This window comes from Arthrobacter sp. Soil761 (genome assembly GCF_001428325.1).
GTDB lineage: Bacteria > Actinomycetota > Actinomycetes > Actinomycetales > Micrococcaceae > Arthrobacter.
On sequence record NZ_LMSF01000028.1, the window covers coordinates 296,039 to 314,156 of the forward strand.

The following is an 18,118-nucleotide window of genomic DNA, read 5'->3' on the forward strand; positions in this document are numbered from 1 at the left end:
TACCTGCCAGTACTTGAAACCCGGCCGGACACACCTGCTTCCGGCCGCAGCACCTTGTCCCCCGGAGGGGCCGCGCCTAACGTTTAAAGCGACGCAAGGAGGGGTTTCGTGGAAATCTTTATGTGGTGGCTGGACCTGGACCTCGCCAGCAAAGAGTGGCTGCGGGAAAACCTTTATGCGGAGGAACTGCCCCTTCCGGTGCTCCAGGGCATCGCTGAGGCGGGCGGCCCGCACCCCGGAAATCCCGCCGCCGTGCTGACCGTCGCCGACTGGGACTTCATCCAGACGCAGTCGGAGTTCGTGGACTGACTCCTGCCTCTGTGAATGTGGAGCCTGCGCACCTGGAAACGTTGCGCGGTGACTGATCCGGTGGTTGCATGGTCCGCATGGCAACGGCCGCAGAATCATTTGTCCTGGCAATCGGGACCAAGAAAGGGCTGTGGCTTGCCACGAGCCGGGACCGGCAGGAGTGGTCCTTCACCGGGCCGCACTTCCTCATGGCGGAGATCCCCAGCATCGGGATCGATACCAGGGAAGGCCGCACGCGCATCCTGGTGGGTGTCCGCAGTCCGCACTGGGGACCAACGGTTGCCCACTCCGACGACTTCGGCACCACCTGGACCGAGCCGGAACAGGGCGCCATCAAGTTCCCAGAGGACACCGGGGCAGCATTGGAGCGGGTCTGGCAGATCTATCCGGACGCCGGGTCCCGCCCCGGAGTGGTATGGGCCGGAGCCGAACCCATCTCCGTCTGGAAATCCATGGACGGCGGGGAGCACTTCGAGCTGAACCGCGGCTTGTGGGACCACCCGCACCGCAGCGAATGGGGAGCGGGCTATGGCGGGGCGGCTGCGCATTCGATCGTGGTCCAGCCGGCCGGGGAAACGGTGCACGTTGCCATGAGTACCGGCGGCGTTTACCGCTCGCTGGACGGCGGCACCTCCTGGGAGGCGCGCAACAAGGGCATCTCGGCCTACTTCATGCCGGACCCCAATCCCGAGTTCGGCCAGTGCGTGCACAAGATCGCCGCCGATGCCGCCGTGGAAGGGCGCCTCTATGCCCAGAACCACCATGGGGTGTACCGGACGGACGACAATGCGGACAGCTGGACCTCCATCGCCGAAGGCCTGCCTGCCGATTTCGGCTTCGTCATGCTCACGCATCCCCGCAGGGAGGGCACCGCCTGGGTTATTCCGTTGAAGGCCGACGGCGAACGCATCCCGCCCGACGGAAAGCTTGCCGTTCACCGCACCGACGACGCCGGGAACACCTGGAAGCGGCTCAGCACCGGGCTCCCTGAGCACGAATACAACAGCGTGCTCAGGGACGCGGCGTCCGTGGACACCGCAGATCCCGCCGGCGTGTACTTCGGTACGCGGGGCGGGACGGTCTATGCGAGTGCGGATGAAGGGGAGACATTCAGGGAGGTGGCCTCCCACCTGCCTGATGTCCTGTGTGTCAGGGCGGCCGTGGTGGCAGGTGCCTGAGATTTCTTTGCTGCTGCCCAGCGTCCTGCAGCCCCTGGCCGGCGGGCAGTCCGTACTGACTGCGCCCGCGGACGGGCCGGTGACGGTGGAAAGCCTGCTTGATGCGGTGGCCTCCGACTACCCGGTGCTGGGCCGGCGGCTCCGTGACGAAACCGGTGCGCTGCGCCGGTTCGTCAACATCTACGTCAACGGCGACGAGGTGCGGCGGTTGCAGGGCCTGGATACCAGGGTGGCGCCGGGCCAGGAAGTACTGGTGATCCAGTCCGTGGCCGGCGGCTGACCGGGAGGCGGGCCGGTGGCGGGCAGTCCTTACTGACTACGCCCGCAGCCCGCATCCAGGTCCCTATGCCACACGCCAGACGGTGCATTCGTCCGTATTGATTGCTTTCCGGACCCCCGTGATCCGGTCCAGGATCCACACCACCCCAATGCCGGGCGCCGTTTCCTGCACGCTGCCGCGGCGGATCACCACGTCGTCGTAGGAAGGGCCTACGGAGAGGCGGGCTTCGATTTCGTCACCGCGGTGGAGCTGGTCCAGGGCGCGGACTCTGGTTACATGCGTGGTCGCTTTCTTCAACATCGGGGGCCTCCTGGCTGGAGCTGGTGCCGGCTCTTGCCTGCACTACCCAGTGTGGGCCGGGAATGTTGCGACGCGGTTTCCCCGTGGTTAGCGCCCGGTTAGTTCTTCGCGCCGCTGCGGTTTCCTGCCTCTGCTTACATGTCCCCGGCGTTATTCGTCCGTGCCGTTGCGGTAGGCGGCCAGGAAGCTGGAAATCCGCCGGACGGCTTCCTCGATGTCCAGCACCGAGGGGAGGATGACAAACCGGAAGTGGTCCGGCGCGGGCCAGTTGAAGGCCGAGCCGTGGGAGACCAGGATCTTTTGGTCCCGGAGCAGGTCCAGGACGAATTTTTCGTCATTGGCAATGGGATACAGATCCGGGTCCAGGCGCGGGAACAGGTACATGGCGCCCGACGCCGGCACGCAGGTCACGCCGGGAATGGCGGTAAGGAGTCTATGGGCAAGGTCCCGCTGCTCGCGCAGCCGGCCTCCGGGTTTCACCAGCGCCTCGATGCTCTGGTAGCCGCCCAGGCAGGTTTGGATGGCATGCTGGGCGGGAACGTTGGCGCAAAGGCGCAGCGAGGCAAGCAGCTCAAGGCCTTCACGGTAGGCGGCGGTAGCGGCAAGCGGTCCGGTGATGGCCACCCATCCTGCCCGGTAGCCAGGCATCCGGTAGGCCTTGGACAGTCCGCTGAACGTCAGGCAGCACAGGTCCTCAGCCACGGACGCGGTGTGGATATGCTTTGCGTCGTCGTACAGCACCTTCTCGTAGATCTCATCCGAGAACAGGACCAGGTTGTGCTTCCGGGCCAGCGCCGCGAACTGCTCCAGGATGTGGCGGGGGTAGACGGCGCCGGTGGGGTTGTTCGGGTTGATGATCACGATGCCTTTGGTGCGGCTGGTGATCTTTGCCTCCACGTCGGCCATGTCCGGCCACCAGTTCTCCGCCTCGTCGCAGGCGTAGTGCACGGGTTTTCCGCCCGTCAGGGTCACGGCGGCGGTCCACAAAGGGTAGTCCGGTGCCGGGACCAAAATTTGGTCGCCGTTCTCCATGAACGCCTGGAGGCACATGGAGATCAGTTCGCTGACGCCGTTGCCGATCACGATGTCTTCGACCCCGATGTTCATCAGGCCACGTGTCTGGTAGTACTGCGAGATGGCGGTCCGCGCCGTGAAAATGCCCTTGGAGTCACTGTAGCCCTGGGCGCCGCGAAGGTGGTGGATCATGTCCACCACCACGGATTCAGGTGCTTCCAGGCCGAACGGCGCCGTGTCCCCGAGGTTCATCTTGAGGATCCGGTGCCCTTCGGCCTCCATGTTTTTGGCCGCCTGCAGGACTGGCCCGCGGAGCTCATACCGGACGTTTTCAAGCTTGCTGGAGTGCTGCATTGCGTGCATGGTTGATCTTTTCACACAGCGCACACCGCGGGCAGCGGGTCACGCGGCCCACCTGGCAATGTCGGGACCGCTTGTCCGATAAGTTTGAGACTTGTAGTACTTTGTCCTGCGGCGCGGCAGGATGCGGCGGGAGCGGAAGGAAGTACCCCACGTGGGCGGTGTGCTGATCGGACTGGCGGTGATCGGCGTCGTCATTGCCGTGGGTTACATCGCCGCACGCTGCGGCCTGGGCGATGAACCCACCATCTCGGCGCTGACCCGGACCGCCTTCTTCATCACCAACCCGGTGCTGCTCTTCACCGTGGTGCTGAAATCGGACCTCTCCGTGGTCCTCTCCGCATACGTTCCGCTCGCCATGATCACGGCGGCGGTCACGGCCCTCCTGTATGTGGCCGCCAGCCGGATCTGGTTTCCGCGGCCGCTCGCGGAGACGGCCGTGGGCGCGATGGCGGGCTCCTACGTCAACGCCAACAACATCGGCATCCCCATCACGCTGTATGCCCTGGGGGACGCCACTCCCGTAGCTCCGGTCCTGCTGGTCCAGCTGCTCCTGTTCGCCCCGCTGGTCCTGACCCTGCTGGACCTCTCCGATGCCGGCCGGTTTTCGCCCCGGCTCATGCTGACGCAGCCCTTCCGGAACCCCATGATCATCGCCTCGCTCCTGGGCGTGGTCCTGGCCGCGTTCCATGTGCAGCTTCCGGCTCCGGTGATGGCTCCACTGACGCTCCTGGGCGGTGCTGCAGTGCCGGTGGTGCTCCTGGCCTTCGGGATGTCGCTGCACGGAACAAAGATGCTTCGAAGCGGCGGCCACACGGCCGAAATCCTCACTGCCACGGCACTCAAGTCCGCGGTGATGCCGGCGGTGGCGTTCGTCGTCGGCCGCTTCGTCTTCAACCTGGACCACCACATGCTGCTGGGCGTAGTGCTGATGGCGGCGCTTCCCTCGGCCCAGAACGTGTTCCTGTTCGCCAGCAAGTACGGGAGGGGGGTGGCGGTGGCGCGGGAAACCATCCTGCTCTCCACCGCCGCCGCGGCGCCGGTGCTGGTGCTGGTGGTTTGGCTGCTGGCAGGCTGAAAACCACTCCGCCGCCGCGCCGCCCTACCGTGCAGGGCGCTGGCCGGGCAAGAATGGGCACTATGGAACTTCCCGTGATGCCGCCCGTCCCGCCCATGCTCGCCAAGGCCGTCAGCGGCATTGACGGCATTCCAGGAAGCGCGGACCTCAGCTACGAGCCAAAATGGGACGGCTTCAGGTCCATCATCTTCCGCGACGGTGATGACCTGGAGATCGGCAGCCGCAACGAGAAGCCCATGACCCGCTACTTCCCGGAGCTCGTTGCGGCACTGAAGGAAAACCTGCCGCCGCGCTGCGTGGTGGACGGCGAGATCATCCTTATCGGTGCGTCCGGCGACCGGCTGGATTTCGACACCCTGCAGCAGCGCATCCACCCCGCGGCCAGCCGGGTGAAGCTGCTGGCCCAACAAACCCCGGCGAGCTTCGTGGCGTTCGACCTGCTGGCGCTGGACGACGACGACTACACCGGCAGGCCTTTTTCTGAGCGGCGGGCCGCGCTGGAGAAGGCGCTCGCGGCCAGCAGCGCCCCGGTCCATCTCACAGCTGCCACCACGGACAAAGCCACGGCCGCGCAGTGGTTCGAACAGTTCGAGGGCGCCGGGCTGGACGGCATCGTGGCCAAGCGGCTGGACGGCCGGTACGAGCCGGACAAGCGGGTGATGTTCAAGGTCAAGCACGAGCGCACGGCCGACTGCGTGGTGGCAGGATACCGCCTCCACAAGAGCGGTCCCGATGCTATCGGGTCCCTCCTGCTGGGCCTCTACAAGGACGACGGCGGCCTGGCGAGCGTTGGCGTGATCGGCGCCTTCCCCATGAAGCGCCGCAAGGAACTGTTCGAAGAACTCCAGCCGCTGGTGACCGGCTTCGAGGGCCACCCGTGGGCGTGGGGCAAGCAGGAAGAAGGGGAACGGACGCCGCGGAACGCCGAAGGCAGCAGGTGGAGCGCCGGGAAGGACCTGTCCTTCGTCCCACTGCGGCCCGAACTGGTGGTGGAGGTCCGCTACGACCACATGGAGGGCGACAGGTTCCGCCACACGGCCCAGTTCAACCGCTGGCGCCCGGACCGGGACCCGGAATCGTGCACGTACGAGCAGTTGGAGGAGCCGGTCAATTTCGACCTGGCCTCGGTGCTGGAGACCGGGCGGCCTTAGGCGGGACGTTGATTGCCGGCATCGCCGCTGAGCATGCTCCGGGGCGAACCATCTGGAGGGGCCATGGACCGGAAGATACCATTGTTTAACCGTCCGTGAAGCGGCATCGTTTGGTTTCCCGCAATGAGATGGTCCCTACACCAGGAGATGAATGCTGTGGCAGAATCACCGACCAAGAGCCGCCACCCGCGGGGGGAATCTGCCGCGATGAACGCCATGCTGTTGGACCACCCCGTGATCGCAAGTATCAAGGATGATGATGGTCTGCGGGCGGTTTTGTCCGCCCCGTGCCCGGTTGTCTTTGTGCTCTTTGGGTCCGTCATGTCGATCCGAGGAATCGTGGAGACGCTCAAGTCAGCAGGCAAGACTGTTTTTGTCGACGTGGACCTCCTGGACGGTTTCTCCAGCAAGCCAATCGTGGTCGATTTCCTGAGAGCAAACACGCGTGTCGACGGCATTCTCAGCTCAAAGGCCGCCATCGTACGGGCGGCGAAGACGGCGGGGTTTCTGTCGATTCACCGCCTCTTCCTGATCGATTCCTTCAGCTACAACAATCTGCCCAAGCAGGTTTCCATATCAGGTGCAGACGCCATCGAGATCCTGCCGGGATGCATGCCCCGCGTGATCTCATGGGTTTGCGATGACATAGATCTTCCGCTGATAGCCGGCGGCCTGGTGTGTGACAAAGAGGATGTGATTGGAGCATTGGGTGCTGGCGCCGCGGCAGTGGCTTCATCCAATCGTGACGTCTGGCTTATGTAGCAAACATCCGTACTGCCCCTAGGCAGATTCCCGGCTACATGCTAGAGTCCTACTCAACTTAAAACTTCATACTTGTTCTGGGCTCTGCCCATAACGGTTGCTCGAAAACTAGAGAACAGCGACCCCCAATTTCAAGGGGATCGCTGTTCTCTTTTTTTGTGCCTTCTTTGAACAAGGTGGAGGTTGAGTCAGCGCGCGAAAGCGCGAATGCCTAACACGAACGGAAACATAAGAGTTGACAACCCTCACACGCGAAGAAATTGTAAGCGCCTACGTCGATATCCTCGGCAGTGACCGCGTAATCACCGACGAGCAGACGCTTCGAGAGAACAGCGTCGACCGCTACTACAAGGTTGAAAACGTCTTTGGCATTTATTCGTTACCCCTGCCTGCGGCGGTCGTGAAGCCGGGAACTCCGGAAGAAGTTTCGTCAGTACTAAAACTGGCGAACGAATACGGTATCAGTGTCGTGCCTAAGACCGGCGGCTCAGCCACGGAAGGCGGCCTTGAAACCGTCGTTGAGAATTCGGTCGTTGTTGACGGATCCTCAATGAACGAGATTATCAACATCGACGTCGAGAATATGCTGGCGACAGTCCAGTGCGGCGTTCGGCTGCAGGATCTCGAGGACGAACTTCGAAAAATCGGCTACACCACCGGGCACTCCCCTCAGTCCAAGCCAATTGCGCAGTTCGGAGGGCTGGTCGCAACACGGTCCATCGGCCAGTTTTCGACTCTTTATGGTGGCATCGAGGACATGCTCGTGGGCGTTGAGACGGTGTTTGCCAACGGCGAGATTTGCCGTATCAAAAACGTCCCTCGCCGGGCAGCCGGCCCGGACATCCGACACCTGGTGCTTGGAAATGAGGGCGCCCTGAACTTCATCACCGAGGTAAGCGTCAAGATCTTCCGCTACTTCCCTGAAAACAACCGGTTCTATGGGTATCTGCTGGACGACATGAAGACCGGCTTCGAAATCCTTAGGGAAGTTGTCACGCAGGGCTACAAGCCTTCCGTGGCACGCCTCTACGACAAAGAAGATGGGCTCTACCATTTCGGGCACTTCTCCGGAGGCCGTTGCGTGCTGATTTTCATGGCGGAGGGCCCCAAACTCATTGCCGATGCCACGGGTGAAGCCATCGAGCAAATTGTCTCCTCCTTCGCCTCTGCAGATCGGGTGGAGGATTCGCTCATCGAGGACTGGTTCAACCACCTCAACTGGGACGTCTCCAAGATCGAGGAGGAAAGGGTTGAGATCCGTGAGACGTTGAACAACGGCTTCACCACGGAGATCTCTGGAAACTGGAGCGTCATTAACGACATTTACAATAATGCGCTTGCAAGAATCCGAAGCGAAGTGCCTGCAGAATTCAGCCTTCTGGGCGGCCACTCCAGCCACAGCTACCTCAATGGAACCAATATGTACTTCGTCTACTACTACAAAATTGATGTAGACCCCACCGAGGAACGCACGACCTACCATGATCCGATTCAGAACATCATTGTCGAGGAAACGCTGAAGCTCGGCGGTTCAATGTGCCATCACCATGGTGTGGGAAAACACCGTACGCACTTTCTCGCAGAAGAATACGGTTCCTCGCTATACATGCTGGAGACTCTCAAGTCAGCCTTCGACCCGAACGGCATCATGAATCCAGGGACAATCTTCCCACTCTGAGCCAGCCCGAAATCAATCGAGAACCAGGAAGTTTGTATGCCCGACTTAGACATTGCCGATTTTCAAATGGGCTTCTTCTCATTGGAAGGCAAGAACGCGATCGTAACCGGAGGAAACACCGGACTCGGTCAGGCCTTCACACTGGCGCTGGCCAAGGCAGGGGCCAATGTTTTGGCGGCCAGCATCATGCCCGATGATGGCCGCACGGCTGCCATGGTTGAGGAAACCGGCGCGAAATACGCCTACATGATGTCCGACATCACGGTGGCGGGAAACCCGAAAAAGGTTGTGGACGCCTGTATCTCCGAATTCGGAAGCGTTGATATCCTTGTCAACTGTGCTGGACGCAGCATCAATGAACCCGACGTCCTCAACTACACCCGTGCACAATGGGACCCCATGGTGGCGTTGAACCTGACGGCCGCCTTCGAGATGTCCCACGAGTGCGCCAAGCACATGGTCCCGCAGGGCAGCGGCAAGATCATCAACATCTGCTCGGTTTTCACTTTCCTCGGTGGCCAATGGTCGCCGGCCTATGCAGCCACCAAGCACGGCATCGCAGGATTCACCAAGGCCTACTGCGACGAGTTGGCCCAGTTCGGTGTGCAGGTGAACGGCATTGCGCCCGGCTACTACGCAACCGAACTTACAACTGCCACCAGGTCGGATCCGGAAGCCAACCAGCGGGTCCTGGACCACATCCCGGCAAACCGCTGGGGGCAGACCCAGGACCTCATGGGCGCGACCGTATTCCTGGCCAGCCGGGCGTCCGACTACGTCAACGGTCACATCCTGAGCGTCGATGGCGGCTATCTGGTGCGCTAGGCACCGTCAGCAGATGAGGAACATGACATGACCACCAAGTACATCATCGGACTTGACGGTGGATCCCAGAGTTCGAAGGTAGTTATCTTCGATACGGACGGCCACGTCGTCTGCGAGGCAAGTGAACCCCTGGCACCTATGCACACGCCCGGGGCGGGTATCGCGGAGCACCCGCACGACGACCTTTATGACTCCATGGTTGCGGCGGCCTCCCGGGCGATGAAGTCTTTCCCCGGCAACCCCGCAGACATTATCGGCGTGGGATTGTGTACCATCCGATGCTGCCGCGCCCTCGTCCGCAGCGACGGGACCCTCGCCGGCCCCGTCCAAAGCTGGATGGACCACCGACTCTCCACAGCGTATGAGCACGAAAACGACGACGTCGCTTTCGTTACCACCGCTTCGGGGTACCTCATGGGCCGGCTCACTGGTGAATTAACGGACACCGCGGCCAACTACATTGGTCCGTGGCCCATGGATGTCCGGACCTGGAACTGGTTCGACGACCAGGAAAAGTTCGACTCCTTCAAAGTACCGCGCGACATGCTGTACCGGTTGCAGATGCCCGGCGACGTCGGCGGCTTTGTGAACACCACCTTTTCGAGGCGCACGGGGATCCCACAAGGAATACCGGTCGTCCACACGGCCAACGACAAGGCAGCCGAGGCTTTGGGCGCCGGTCTCCGCGACGACTCGACGGGCCTCATCTCACTGGGCACCTACATCGCCGGCATGGTTGTTGGGAAGGAATTTGCGCCCGAACCCCGGACATACTTTTCGAACTTTGCCTCCGAGCCGTACCGCTACATATACGAATGTGCCGGCATCCGCCGGGGCATGTGGACAGTTTCCTGGTTACGGGACCTGCTTGGTGCGGAGAACGCCCGTGCTGCTGCCGCGGCTGGAGCCAGCGCCGAGGAACTCCTCAACAAACTGGCTTCCGACATTCCGGCAGGAAGTGACGGTCTGCTGTGCGTTCTCGATTGGCTGGCGCCCCCGAACAAACCTTTCAAGAAAGGTATGTTCATCGGCTTCGATGAACGGCACGGTTACGCGCACATGTACCGGGCCGTCCTGGAAGGCATCGCCTTCACAATGAAGCGAAACATGGCTGCCATGACCGCTGAAAGAGACATCAGTCTTAGGACGCTTGTTGTTTCGGGCGGCGGCTCGAACAGCGACCTCGTCATGCAGATTTTCGCCGACGTCTTCAATATCCCGGTCGTCAGGAATGTTGTCCGGAACGCTGCCGGCCTCGGCGCCGCCGTCTGCGTTGCTGTGGCCTGCGGAATCTACCCTGACTTCGACGAAGCAGCTGCCCATATGGTTCGGCGCGAGGACCGCTTCGAGCCCGACCCGCGCAACGCCGCGCTGTACGAGCAACTGTGCACGGTCTCGGCTGAAATCCCCATGCAGACGGACCCCATCCTGGAAAAAATCCACAAGATCCTATCTAACAACTAAGGAGCTATTTCATGCTCAAGCTCGGCAAATCAAAGAAGATTTTTCAGCTTGCTTTGCTCATTCTCGCGGCTGGCTCAATCTATCCGCTTGTGTACCTTCGGCAGAACTTCGAATCAACGATTTTAGAGGTATTTCACCTGAGTAACGCGGAGTTGGCAGGCCTCTATTCGATGATCGGGATCATCTTCGTTATCGGCTACATACCAAGCGGATGGTTGGCCGATAAGGTCCCGGTACGGTACCTGATTGTGTTCTCACTGTTACTCACGGCGGTTACGGGTCTGTACTATGCGCAGGTTCCGGACAAGTCCGCCCTTGTCTTTGTCTACCTCGTCTGGGGCTTCGCCACTGTATTCACGTTTTGGAGCGCAATCCTCAAAACTGTCAGCCTGCTGGCGGACAGGAACGAGGAAGGCAAATACTTTGGTGCGCTCGACGGCGGTCGCGGGCTTGTCGAAGCAATTCTGGCCAGTTGCGCCGTTGGCCTCTTCGCACTTTTCGCCGGAAATGGAACTACCGACATCACGCACACCACGGCAGGCTTCCAGGCAGTCGTCTACATGTACTGTGCCGTGCTCGTCGTCGTCGCGGTTTTGATCTTCTTCGTTCTTTCCGATGGTCACGAAAAGACGGAAACCGCGCAAGCGGAACCCGTCGAGTCAACGTTCGCAGCGGTCCGTCGAATTCTCAAGATCCGTGAGGTATGGGTGATGAGTGTAGTTTTGTTCTGCGGCTACACGCTGTTCTGGGGACACTACTACTTCTCCGGTTTCCTCAATGTGAATCACGCCGTGAGTCCGGTCAATGCGGGCGTAGTGACTGTAATCGTTCTGTGGATGCGGCCAATCGGTGGGTTCGGAGGAGGATTTCTCGCTGACAAGCTCGGCAAGAGCCGCGTGCTCGCAGTTTCAATGGTGGTGGCTGCACTGGGATTCGTCAGCCTGAGCCTCCTGCCCAACGGCTCGACTGGCCTGGCATATGTGCTGGTCGTCGTTGTGGGTCTCTTCCTTTACGCGATCCGGGGGATCTACTGGTCCCTGCTTGACGACTGCCGTGTTCCCGTTGCGGCAACCGGTATCGCCATCGGCATCATCTCGTTCGTGGGTTATCTCCCTGACATTGTCATTCCCCAGATCAGCGGTGCGATTTACTCCGCCTTCGGTGACGATGTTGCCGGCGCGAACAACTTGTACTTTATTGTCACTGCCGGTATCGGTCTGCTTGGGGCGGCGGCGGCGGCCTACTTCGCAGTTCTTATGAAGAAGCGCCAGGATTCCGAGGCCACCAGCGTCCTGGAGGCGTCGGCCAGTGCGATCTAGTGTGCCTCGATCCGAAGGAGCGATCGCTGCACACTGATCCCGCGTGGACGTTGCAGATGGCACCAAAAAGCCCGCCACCTAATGGATCATCTTCCAGTAGGTGGCGGGCTTTCCGGCTCTAAACCGGGCTGGTGTGACGTCGGCGCCTACTTCACGCCCAGCAGGTTGGTGGGGGTCCGGAAGGACTCCTTGGCCGTGAGTGCCGAGACGGCGGCGATGGCGCAGATGATGGCGGTGAAGATGCTGATCTGGACCCAGCCGCCCGCCTGGATGCCGCCCATGGCAGCCACAATGGCCGGGGCGAAGCCAGCCATCAGGAACCCGAGCTGGGTGCCGATGGCCAGGCCGGAGAAGCGGACCTTGGTGCTGAACATCTCGGCGTAGAAGGACGGCCACACGGCGTTGGAGGCGGCGTAGCCGAAGGAGAAGAAGCCGATGGCTGCAACGAACATCAACGGGATGCTGTGGGATTCCAGGCTGAGCAGGAACAGCGGGGTGAGGATTGCGCTGGCCACGGCGCCGTAAATGAAGACGGGCTTGCGGCCGATCCTGTCCGCGAGCTTCCCGAAGAGCGGCTGGGTGCCCAGGGCCACCAGGTTGGCCCCGACGACGAGCCACAGGGTGGTGGTGCCGTCCACTCCGGCCACGGTCTTGGCGTAGCTGATGGCCAGGGTGCCGAAGACGGTGGAGACGGCGGCAATGAAGGCGCAGGCGACAACACGCAGGACGTCGCGCCAGTGGCCCTTGAGGAGGTCGGCCACCGGGAGCTTGGAGATCTGGGCGTTCTTCTGCGCTTCCTCGAAGGCCGGCGGCTCGTGCAGCGTGCGGCGGATGAAGAAGGCAACCATGACCACGACGGCGCTGAGCCAGAACGGGACGCGCCAGCCGATGCCGTACTTGATCTCATCCGGCAGGGCCAGGACGGGGATGAAGACCAGGGCGGCGAGGATCTGGCCGCCCTGGGTACCGGTGAGGGTCCAGGACGTAAAGAAGGAACGCTGGTTGTCCGGAGCGTGCTCCAGGGTCATGGACGAGGCGCCGGCCTGCTCACCGGCGGCGGAGAGGCCCTGGCACAGGCGGGCCAGCACCAGCAGGACCGGGGCCCACCAGCCGACCGTGTGGAAGTCGGGGAGGCAGCCGATCACGAACGTCGACGCGCCCATGAGCAGCAGGGTAAACATCAGGACCTTCCGGCGGCCCACCCGGTCGCCGAAGTGGCCCAGGATGATGGCGCCCACGGGACGTGCCACGTAGGCGAAGCCGAAGGTGGCGAAGGACATGATGGCAGCGTTGGTGTCTGCATCGGGAAAGAAGACCTTGGGGAAGATCAGCGCCGCAGCGGATCCGAAGATGAAGAAGTCGTAGTATTCGACGGCGCTGCCCAGGAAGCTGGCGAGGGCTGCTTTCCTGGGCGTCCCGGCACGGGTGAGGGCACCCGCCCCGGCGGACGGAAGTGTCTGGCTCATGGTGTTCCTTTGGTGTGACGACATTGTCGCGGATGGATCTGGAGGTCGCAGCCGCCGCTGCCTTGGTGCGGGCGGGGCGCGATGCGGCTGGAGTCCGGAAGAAGACCCGGCGTCAGTAGCCACATGGTGGGAGCTACTTGTGCGATATAGAAACTATGACTGTGAGGGCAGTCACCTGTCAAGAAAATAATCACCATCTAGAAATAGCTCTCACATTGTGGCAACATGATTGCCATGAGTGTGAACCAAACCACAGCGGCCAATGAAGAATCCGCTGCTGCCCCTGCCGCCACGGAGCCCGTGAACGCCATGCCCCCGGAGGCGAAGGTTGGCGCGCGTCCTGCGGAACGCACGGACATGGTGGGCAAGGCCCTGGGCCTGCTTGTCCTCCTGGGGGACGAACCCCGCGGTGCCAGCGCCGCGGAAATTTCCCGCCGCGCGGAACTGCCGTTCAGCACAACCTACCGGCTGCTCGGATCCCTGACCCGTGACGGCTTTGTTGACTACGAGCCGGACGGCCGCCGCTACCACCTGGGCCTGCGCATCTTCCAGCTGGGCCAGCGGGTCTCCAACCACCACGGTTTCGCGGGCACTGCCATGCCCATCCTGCGCCGGGTGACCGAGCAGACCGGGGAAGCCACCATCCTCAGCGTCCGGGACGGCCTGCACCACCTCACCGTCAGCAAGGTGGACGGGCCGCAGATCTTCCGCGTCACCAGCGATCCGGGCCACCTGGGCTCCTTGTCCACCACTGCCGTCGGCAAGGCCCTGGTGGCATTCGCCGAGGATGCGGAACGGGAGCGGCTGCTCGCGGAACTCCCGCTCGAGGCGCTCACCGCCCGCTCCATCACCGACCGGGACGCGTTCCGGGCGGAAATCGAGGAGGTGCGCCGCCGCGGCTACGCGGTCATGGATGAGGAGAACGAGGCCGGCATGCGTGCCGTGGCGGTGCCCCTGCTCAACAGCCAGGGCCACGCCTTTGCCTCCCTGGCGACGGCCGTTCCGGTCTTCCGCCTGAGCCTCGAGGAGCTGGAGGCCCACGTCCCCGTCCTGGTCGATGCGGCAGCCGAGTTGGCTGCACGCCTTCCGCAGCGCGGCTAAGGCGCCTGTGCCGTTACTCAAAATATTTGGTTCGTATCTCGAACAGTAGTGCGAGAAGTGAACAAATGCTGTACTGTAATCCCTATCACCGGCGCAGCCCATCCCCGCATGGACACTGCCGGTGCCGTTACCAAAGGAGCTGCACGGATGAGTATTCGAACTGAGTCCTACCTCGTGGGACTGGTTGGAGACGGTGTCACGCCGTCGCTCACGCCGCCCATGCACGAACGGGAAGGTGACGTGCAGGGCCTGCGTTACCTCTACCGCCCCATCGACCTCCTGGAGCTGGGCCTGGCGGGCGAGTCCGTCGGCAGCATCCTGCAGAGCGCCCGGACGCTGGGCTTCAATGGGTTGAACATCACCCATCCCTGCAAGCAGCTGGTCCTGGAGCACCTTGACGAAATCTCCCCGGACGCCCGCCGCCTGGGCGCCGTCAACACCGTGGTGATCCGGGACGGCCGCTTCATCGGCCACAACACCGACTTCTCCGGCTTCGCCGCGGCACTGGCTTCCGGCCTCCCCGGGGCGTCGCTGGACCGCGTGGTCCAGCTCGGTGCCGGCGGTGCCGGATCTGCCGTCGCCTACGCCCTGCTGACCGCCGGCGTCAGGACCCTGCACCTGGTGGACGTGGACCCGGGACGCGCGGCAGCCCGGGCCGCCGAGCTCCAGGGCTTCTTCCCGGACAGCACCGTCACGGCAGGTACGACGGCGGAGCTGCCGCAGCTGATGCGCGTGGCCGACGGCCTGGTGCACTGCACCCCCGTGGGGATGGCCGCCCACCCCGGCGTGCCGCTGGACCTGGACCTGCTGGAGTCCCGGCACTGGGTGGCGGATATCGTCTACCGCCCCATCGACACGGAACTGGTCCGCGGCGCCCGGGCCAAGGGCTGCGACGTCCTGGACGGCGGCCGGATGGCCGTGGGCCAGGCCGCGGACGCGTTCCGGATCTTCACCGGCCTGGACGCGGACCCGGACCGCATGCGCGCCCACTTCCTGGAGCTCGTGGCAGCGGAAGAGGTGGCTGCCTGATGCGCACCGGAATCGCCACTGTCTGCCTGTCCGGAACCCTCAAAGAGAAGATGCAGGCCTGCGCCATTGCAGGCTTCGACGGCATCGAGATCTTCGAGCAGGACCTGGTGACGTCCCCGCTGAGTCCCGAGGACGTCCGCAAGCTGGCCGCCGACCTGGGCCTTGGCCTGGATCTTTACCAGCCCTTCCGGGATTTCGACGGCGTCAGCCCGGACCTGCTGAAGGCCAACCTCCGCCGGGCCGAGGCCAAGTTCCGGCTCATGGCCCGCCTGGGCATGGACACCATCCTGGTCTGCTCCAACGTTGCCACCGCCACCATCGACGACGACGGCCTCCGCACCGAGCAGCTGGCACAGCTTGCCAACCTGGCCGGCGACCACGGCGTCAAGGTGGCCTATGAAGCGCTTGCGTGGGGCAAGTACGTCAACGACTACGAGCATGCCTACCGGCTGGTGGAGATGGTTGACCATCCCAATCTGGGCACCTGCCTGGACTCCTTCCACATCCTGTCGCGGGACTGGGAAACCGCCCACATTGAGGCATTCAACCCGGAGAAGATCTTCTTCGTCCAGGTTGCGGACGCCCCCAAGCTCTCCATGGATGTGCTGTCCTGGAGCCGGCACTACCGGGTGTTCCCGGGCGAGGGCCAGTTTGAGCTGGCCAAGTTCATGGGCCACGTGGTCCGGGCCGGGTACACCGGACCCGTCTCGCTGGAAGTCTTCAATGACGTTTTCCGCCAGTCGGACGTGGAGCGGACGGCCGTGGATGCCATGCGGTCGCTCATCTGGCTTGAAGAACAGAGCGCCAAATGGCTGGCCGGTACCGAAGCCGCACCAGGCAACGGAGCAGCGCTCCGCCGTCGTTACCCCATGGAGCTTGCCACCCTGCCCAAGGTGAACGAACCCGCGGGCTTCAACTTTGCCGAGGTCAAGGCGGACGACACCGCGCAGCTGGAGAAACTCCTGGGCCAGCTGGGCTTCGCCTTCGAGGGCAGGCACCGCACCAAGGACGTCCAGCTGTGGACCATGGGCCAGGCCCGGGTGATCATCAACGAACAGGCGGCCCGGCATGCCGAGCCGGCCATTGCCGCACTGGGGTTCGACGTCGATTCCCCCGTGATTGCCTCGGCGCGCGCCCAGCAGCTCAAGGCCCCCGTGGTGGCCCGCAAGGTGCAGGCGGACGAGGAAGTCTTCCAGGGCATCTCCGCGCCCGATTCCACCGAGATCTTTCTCTGCCAGGGCAGCCCGGACGGCACGGCGGCGTGGACCCACGAGTTCGGGGAGGGGCTGGAACACCCGTCCGCCGGAGCCAGTGCCGTGATCGACCACGTCAACCTTGCCCAGCCGTGGCAGCACTTCGACGAAGCTGTCCTCTTCTACACCAGCGCCCTGGCCCTGGAGCCGCAGCCGTTCGCGGAGGTGCCAAGCCCCGGCGGGCTGGTGCGCTCGCAGGTCATGCAGACCTCCGACGGCGCGGTGCGGCTGGTGCTCAACCTCGCCCCCATCCAGCAGGCACGGAGCGAGGTCCGCAAGATCTACCAGGAGCACATCGCCTTTGCCGTGGACGATCTCGTGGCCACAGCCCGGGCAGCCCGGGAACGGGGCCTGGAATTCCTGCAGATCCCGGCCAACTACTACGAGGACCTGGACGCCCGGTTCGACCTGGAGCCCGGGTTCCTGGCCACCCTGCAGGAGCTGAACCTGCTGTTCGACCGCGACGCCGACGGCGAATTCCTGCACTTCTACACCGCCACCGTTGGCAGCGTGTTCTTCGAAATGGTGGAACGCCGCGGCGGTTACGACGGCTACGGCGCCCCCAATGCTCCGGTGCGCCACGCCGTCCAGTACGACTCGCTGCACCGCACGCCTTAGACCGCACCACACAACCCCGGACGCAAGAAACCGAACAGATCAGAAAGGAGCCAGCCATGCCGGAAGACATCACCGCCGAGCTGGAGTCGGAGGAACTCGTGCCCCCGGCCGAACCGAAGGCTGCCCACCAGCCCCTGGACAAGGCCATCGAGTCACAGGCGGACCTCAGCGCAGAGATCAACGCCATCGGCGAGGCCTACCAGCGGGCATTGAAGGACGGCGCCCAGCCGGAAATCCAGCCGCGGCTGGACTACCCGCCGTACCGCAGCAGCATCCTGCGCCACCCCACCAAGAGCCTGCACCACGCGGATCCGGAGACCATCGAGCTGTACTCGCCAGCGTTCGGGCACCAGGACGTGCACGCCCTGGAGTCCGACCTGACCATCCAGCACAACGGCGAACCGCTGGGCGAGCGGATTATCGTCGCCGGCAAGGTCCTGGACGGCGACGGCCGCCCGGTGGCAGGCCAGCTGGTGGAAATCTGGCAGGCCAACTCGTCCGGCCGGTACATCCACAAGCGCGACCAGCACCCCGCCCCGATCGACCCCAACTTCACCGGCATCGGCCGCTGCATCACCGGCCCGGACGGCTCCTACCGGTTCATCACCATCAAGCCCGGCGCCTACCCCTGGAAGAACCACCTGAACGCGTGGCGACCCGCCCACATCCACTTTTCGCTGTTCGGCACGGAGTTCACCCAGCGCATCATCACCCAGATGTACTTCCCCGGCGACCAGCTGTTCCCGCTGGACCCCATCTACCAGACCATCGTGGACCAGGACGCCCGCGACCGCCTGGTGGCCACCTACGACCACAGCCTCACCGAGCCCGAGTGGGCCCTGGGCTACAACTGGGACATCGTCCTGACCGGGCCCAAGCGGACCTGGACCGAAAACGAGGCGCTCGGCGCAGAAGGTGACGAGGAGTAGGAAA

The 18,118-nt window shown here is 63.3% G+C and carries 17 protein-coding genes; 14 read left to right on the forward strand and 3 right to left on the reverse strand.

Translation table 11 applies throughout. From position 1 onward, the window contains the following. The first annotated feature begins 108 nt into the window (after positions 1-108). The 3 genes from ASG79_RS15900 to ASG79_RS15910 all read left to right on the forward strand — a co-directional run bounded on the left by ASG79_RS15900 (position 109) and on the right by ASG79_RS15910 (position 1,767). On the forward strand, positions 109-309 hold the full coding sequence (locus ASG79_RS15900) for a hypothetical protein (RefSeq protein ID WP_018769813.1): 201 nt from the start codon (positions 109-111) through the stop codon (positions 307-309). Positions 310-377: 68 nt separating this feature from the next. After that, positions 378-1,487: a WD40/YVTN/BNR-like repeat-containing protein gene (locus ASG79_RS15905; protein ID WP_056392393.1), complete on the forward strand. Its 1,110-nt coding sequence runs from the start codon at positions 378-380 to the stop codon at positions 1,485-1,487. Then, positions 1,447-1,767, forward strand: a complete 321-nt coding sequence (locus ASG79_RS15910; RefSeq protein WP_377204588.1) for a MoaD/ThiS family protein — start codon at positions 1,447-1,449, stop codon at positions 1,765-1,767. The genes ASG79_RS15905 and ASG79_RS15910 overlap by 41 nt, the downstream gene beginning before the upstream one ends. Before the next feature lie 63 nt (positions 1,768-1,830). On the opposite strand, the gene ASG79_RS15915 is transcribed toward ASG79_RS15910, so the two are convergent. Together ASG79_RS15915 and ASG79_RS15920 are read right to left on the reverse strand one after the other, a co-directional pair. Beyond that, positions 1,831-2,067 carry a hypothetical protein gene (locus ASG79_RS15915; protein ID WP_056392396.1) on the reverse strand — a complete coding sequence of 79 codons (237 nt, stop codon included), beginning with the start codon at positions 2,065-2,067 and terminating at the stop codon, positions 1,831-1,833. Positions 2,068-2,217: 150 nt separating this feature from the next. Continuing rightward, the gene (locus ASG79_RS15920; protein ID WP_056392398.1) at positions 2,218-3,444 is read right to left on the reverse strand and encodes a pyridoxal phosphate-dependent aminotransferase; all 1,227 of its coding nucleotides are present in this window, start codon (positions 3,442-3,444) and stop codon (positions 2,218-2,220) included. Between the two features lie 151 nt (positions 3,445-3,595). On the opposite strand from ASG79_RS15920, the gene ASG79_RS15925 reads away from it, so the two are divergent. The 7 genes from ASG79_RS15925 to ASG79_RS15955 all read left to right on the forward strand — a co-directional run bounded on the left by ASG79_RS15925 (position 3,596) and on the right by ASG79_RS15955 (position 11,718). Beyond that, positions 3,596-4,519, forward strand: a complete 924-nt coding sequence (locus ASG79_RS15925; RefSeq protein WP_056392400.1) for an AEC family transporter — start codon at positions 3,596-3,598, stop codon at positions 4,517-4,519. Positions 4,520-4,581: 62 nt separating this feature from the next. Continuing rightward, positions 4,582-5,670 (forward strand): ATP-dependent DNA ligase, encoded by a 1,089-nt coding sequence (locus ASG79_RS15930; RefSeq protein ID WP_056392402.1) that lies wholly within the window; start codon positions 4,582-4,584, stop codon positions 5,668-5,670. A gap of 156 nt (positions 5,671-5,826) precedes the next feature. Continuing rightward, on the forward strand, positions 5,827-6,432 hold the full coding sequence (locus ASG79_RS15935; RefSeq protein WP_200953186.1) for a glycerol-3-phosphate responsive antiterminator: 606 nt from the start codon (positions 5,827-5,829) through the stop codon (positions 6,430-6,432). A 235-nt stretch (positions 6,433-6,667) separates the two neighbouring features. Continuing rightward, a complete protein-coding gene (locus ASG79_RS15940; RefSeq protein WP_056392405.1) occupies positions 6,668-8,110 on the forward strand; it encodes an FAD-binding oxidoreductase in 1,443 nt (480 codons plus the stop codon). 36 nt (positions 8,111-8,146) lie between these two features. Continuing rightward, positions 8,147-8,935 (forward strand): SDR family oxidoreductase, encoded by a 789-nt coding sequence (locus ASG79_RS15945; protein WP_156400220.1) that lies wholly within the window; start codon positions 8,147-8,149, stop codon positions 8,933-8,935. Between the two features lie 27 nt (positions 8,936-8,962). Continuing rightward, positions 8,963-10,399, forward strand: coding sequence for an FGGY-family carbohydrate kinase (locus tag ASG79_RS15950; RefSeq protein WP_056392407.1), 1,437 nt, complete (start codon positions 8,963-8,965; stop codon positions 10,397-10,399). A gap of 11 nt (positions 10,400-10,410) precedes the next feature. Beyond that, positions 10,411-11,718, forward strand: coding sequence for an MFS transporter (locus ASG79_RS15955; protein WP_056392410.1), 1,308 nt, complete (start codon positions 10,411-10,413; stop codon positions 11,716-11,718). Between the two features lie 146 nt (positions 11,719-11,864). On the opposite strand, the gene ASG79_RS15960 is transcribed toward ASG79_RS15955, so the two are convergent. Further along, entirely contained in the window at positions 11,865-13,184 is a 1,320-nt protein-coding gene (locus ASG79_RS15960) for an MFS transporter (RefSeq protein WP_018769806.1), read from the reverse strand. A gap of 234 nt (positions 13,185-13,418) precedes the next feature. On the opposite strand from ASG79_RS15960, the gene ASG79_RS15965 reads away from it, so the two are divergent. The 4 genes from ASG79_RS15965 (at position 13,419) to pcaH (ending at position 18,114) form a co-directional block, all read left to right on the forward strand. Then, positions 13,419-14,285: an IclR family transcriptional regulator gene (locus ASG79_RS15965; protein ID WP_018769805.1), complete on the forward strand. Its 867-nt coding sequence runs from the start codon at positions 13,419-13,421 to the stop codon at positions 14,283-14,285. A 147-nt stretch (positions 14,286-14,432) separates the two neighbouring features. Continuing rightward, on the forward strand, positions 14,433-15,314 hold the full coding sequence (locus tag ASG79_RS15970; protein ID WP_056392411.1) for a shikimate dehydrogenase: 882 nt from the start codon (positions 14,433-14,435) through the stop codon (positions 15,312-15,314). Then, on the forward strand, positions 15,314-17,185 hold the full coding sequence (locus ASG79_RS15975) for a bifunctional sugar phosphate isomerase/epimerase/4-hydroxyphenylpyruvate dioxygenase family protein (protein ID WP_056392413.1): 1,872 nt from the start codon (positions 15,314-15,316) through the stop codon (positions 17,183-17,185). Before ASG79_RS15970 ends, ASG79_RS15975 begins: the two co-directional genes overlap by 1 nt. Before the next feature lie 56 nt (positions 17,186-17,241). Then, positions 17,242-18,114, forward strand: coding sequence for a protocatechuate 3,4-dioxygenase subunit beta (gene pcaH, locus ASG79_RS15980; protein WP_056392415.1), 873 nt, complete (start codon positions 17,242-17,244; stop codon positions 18,112-18,114). Positions 18,115-18,118 lie beyond the last annotated feature (4 nt).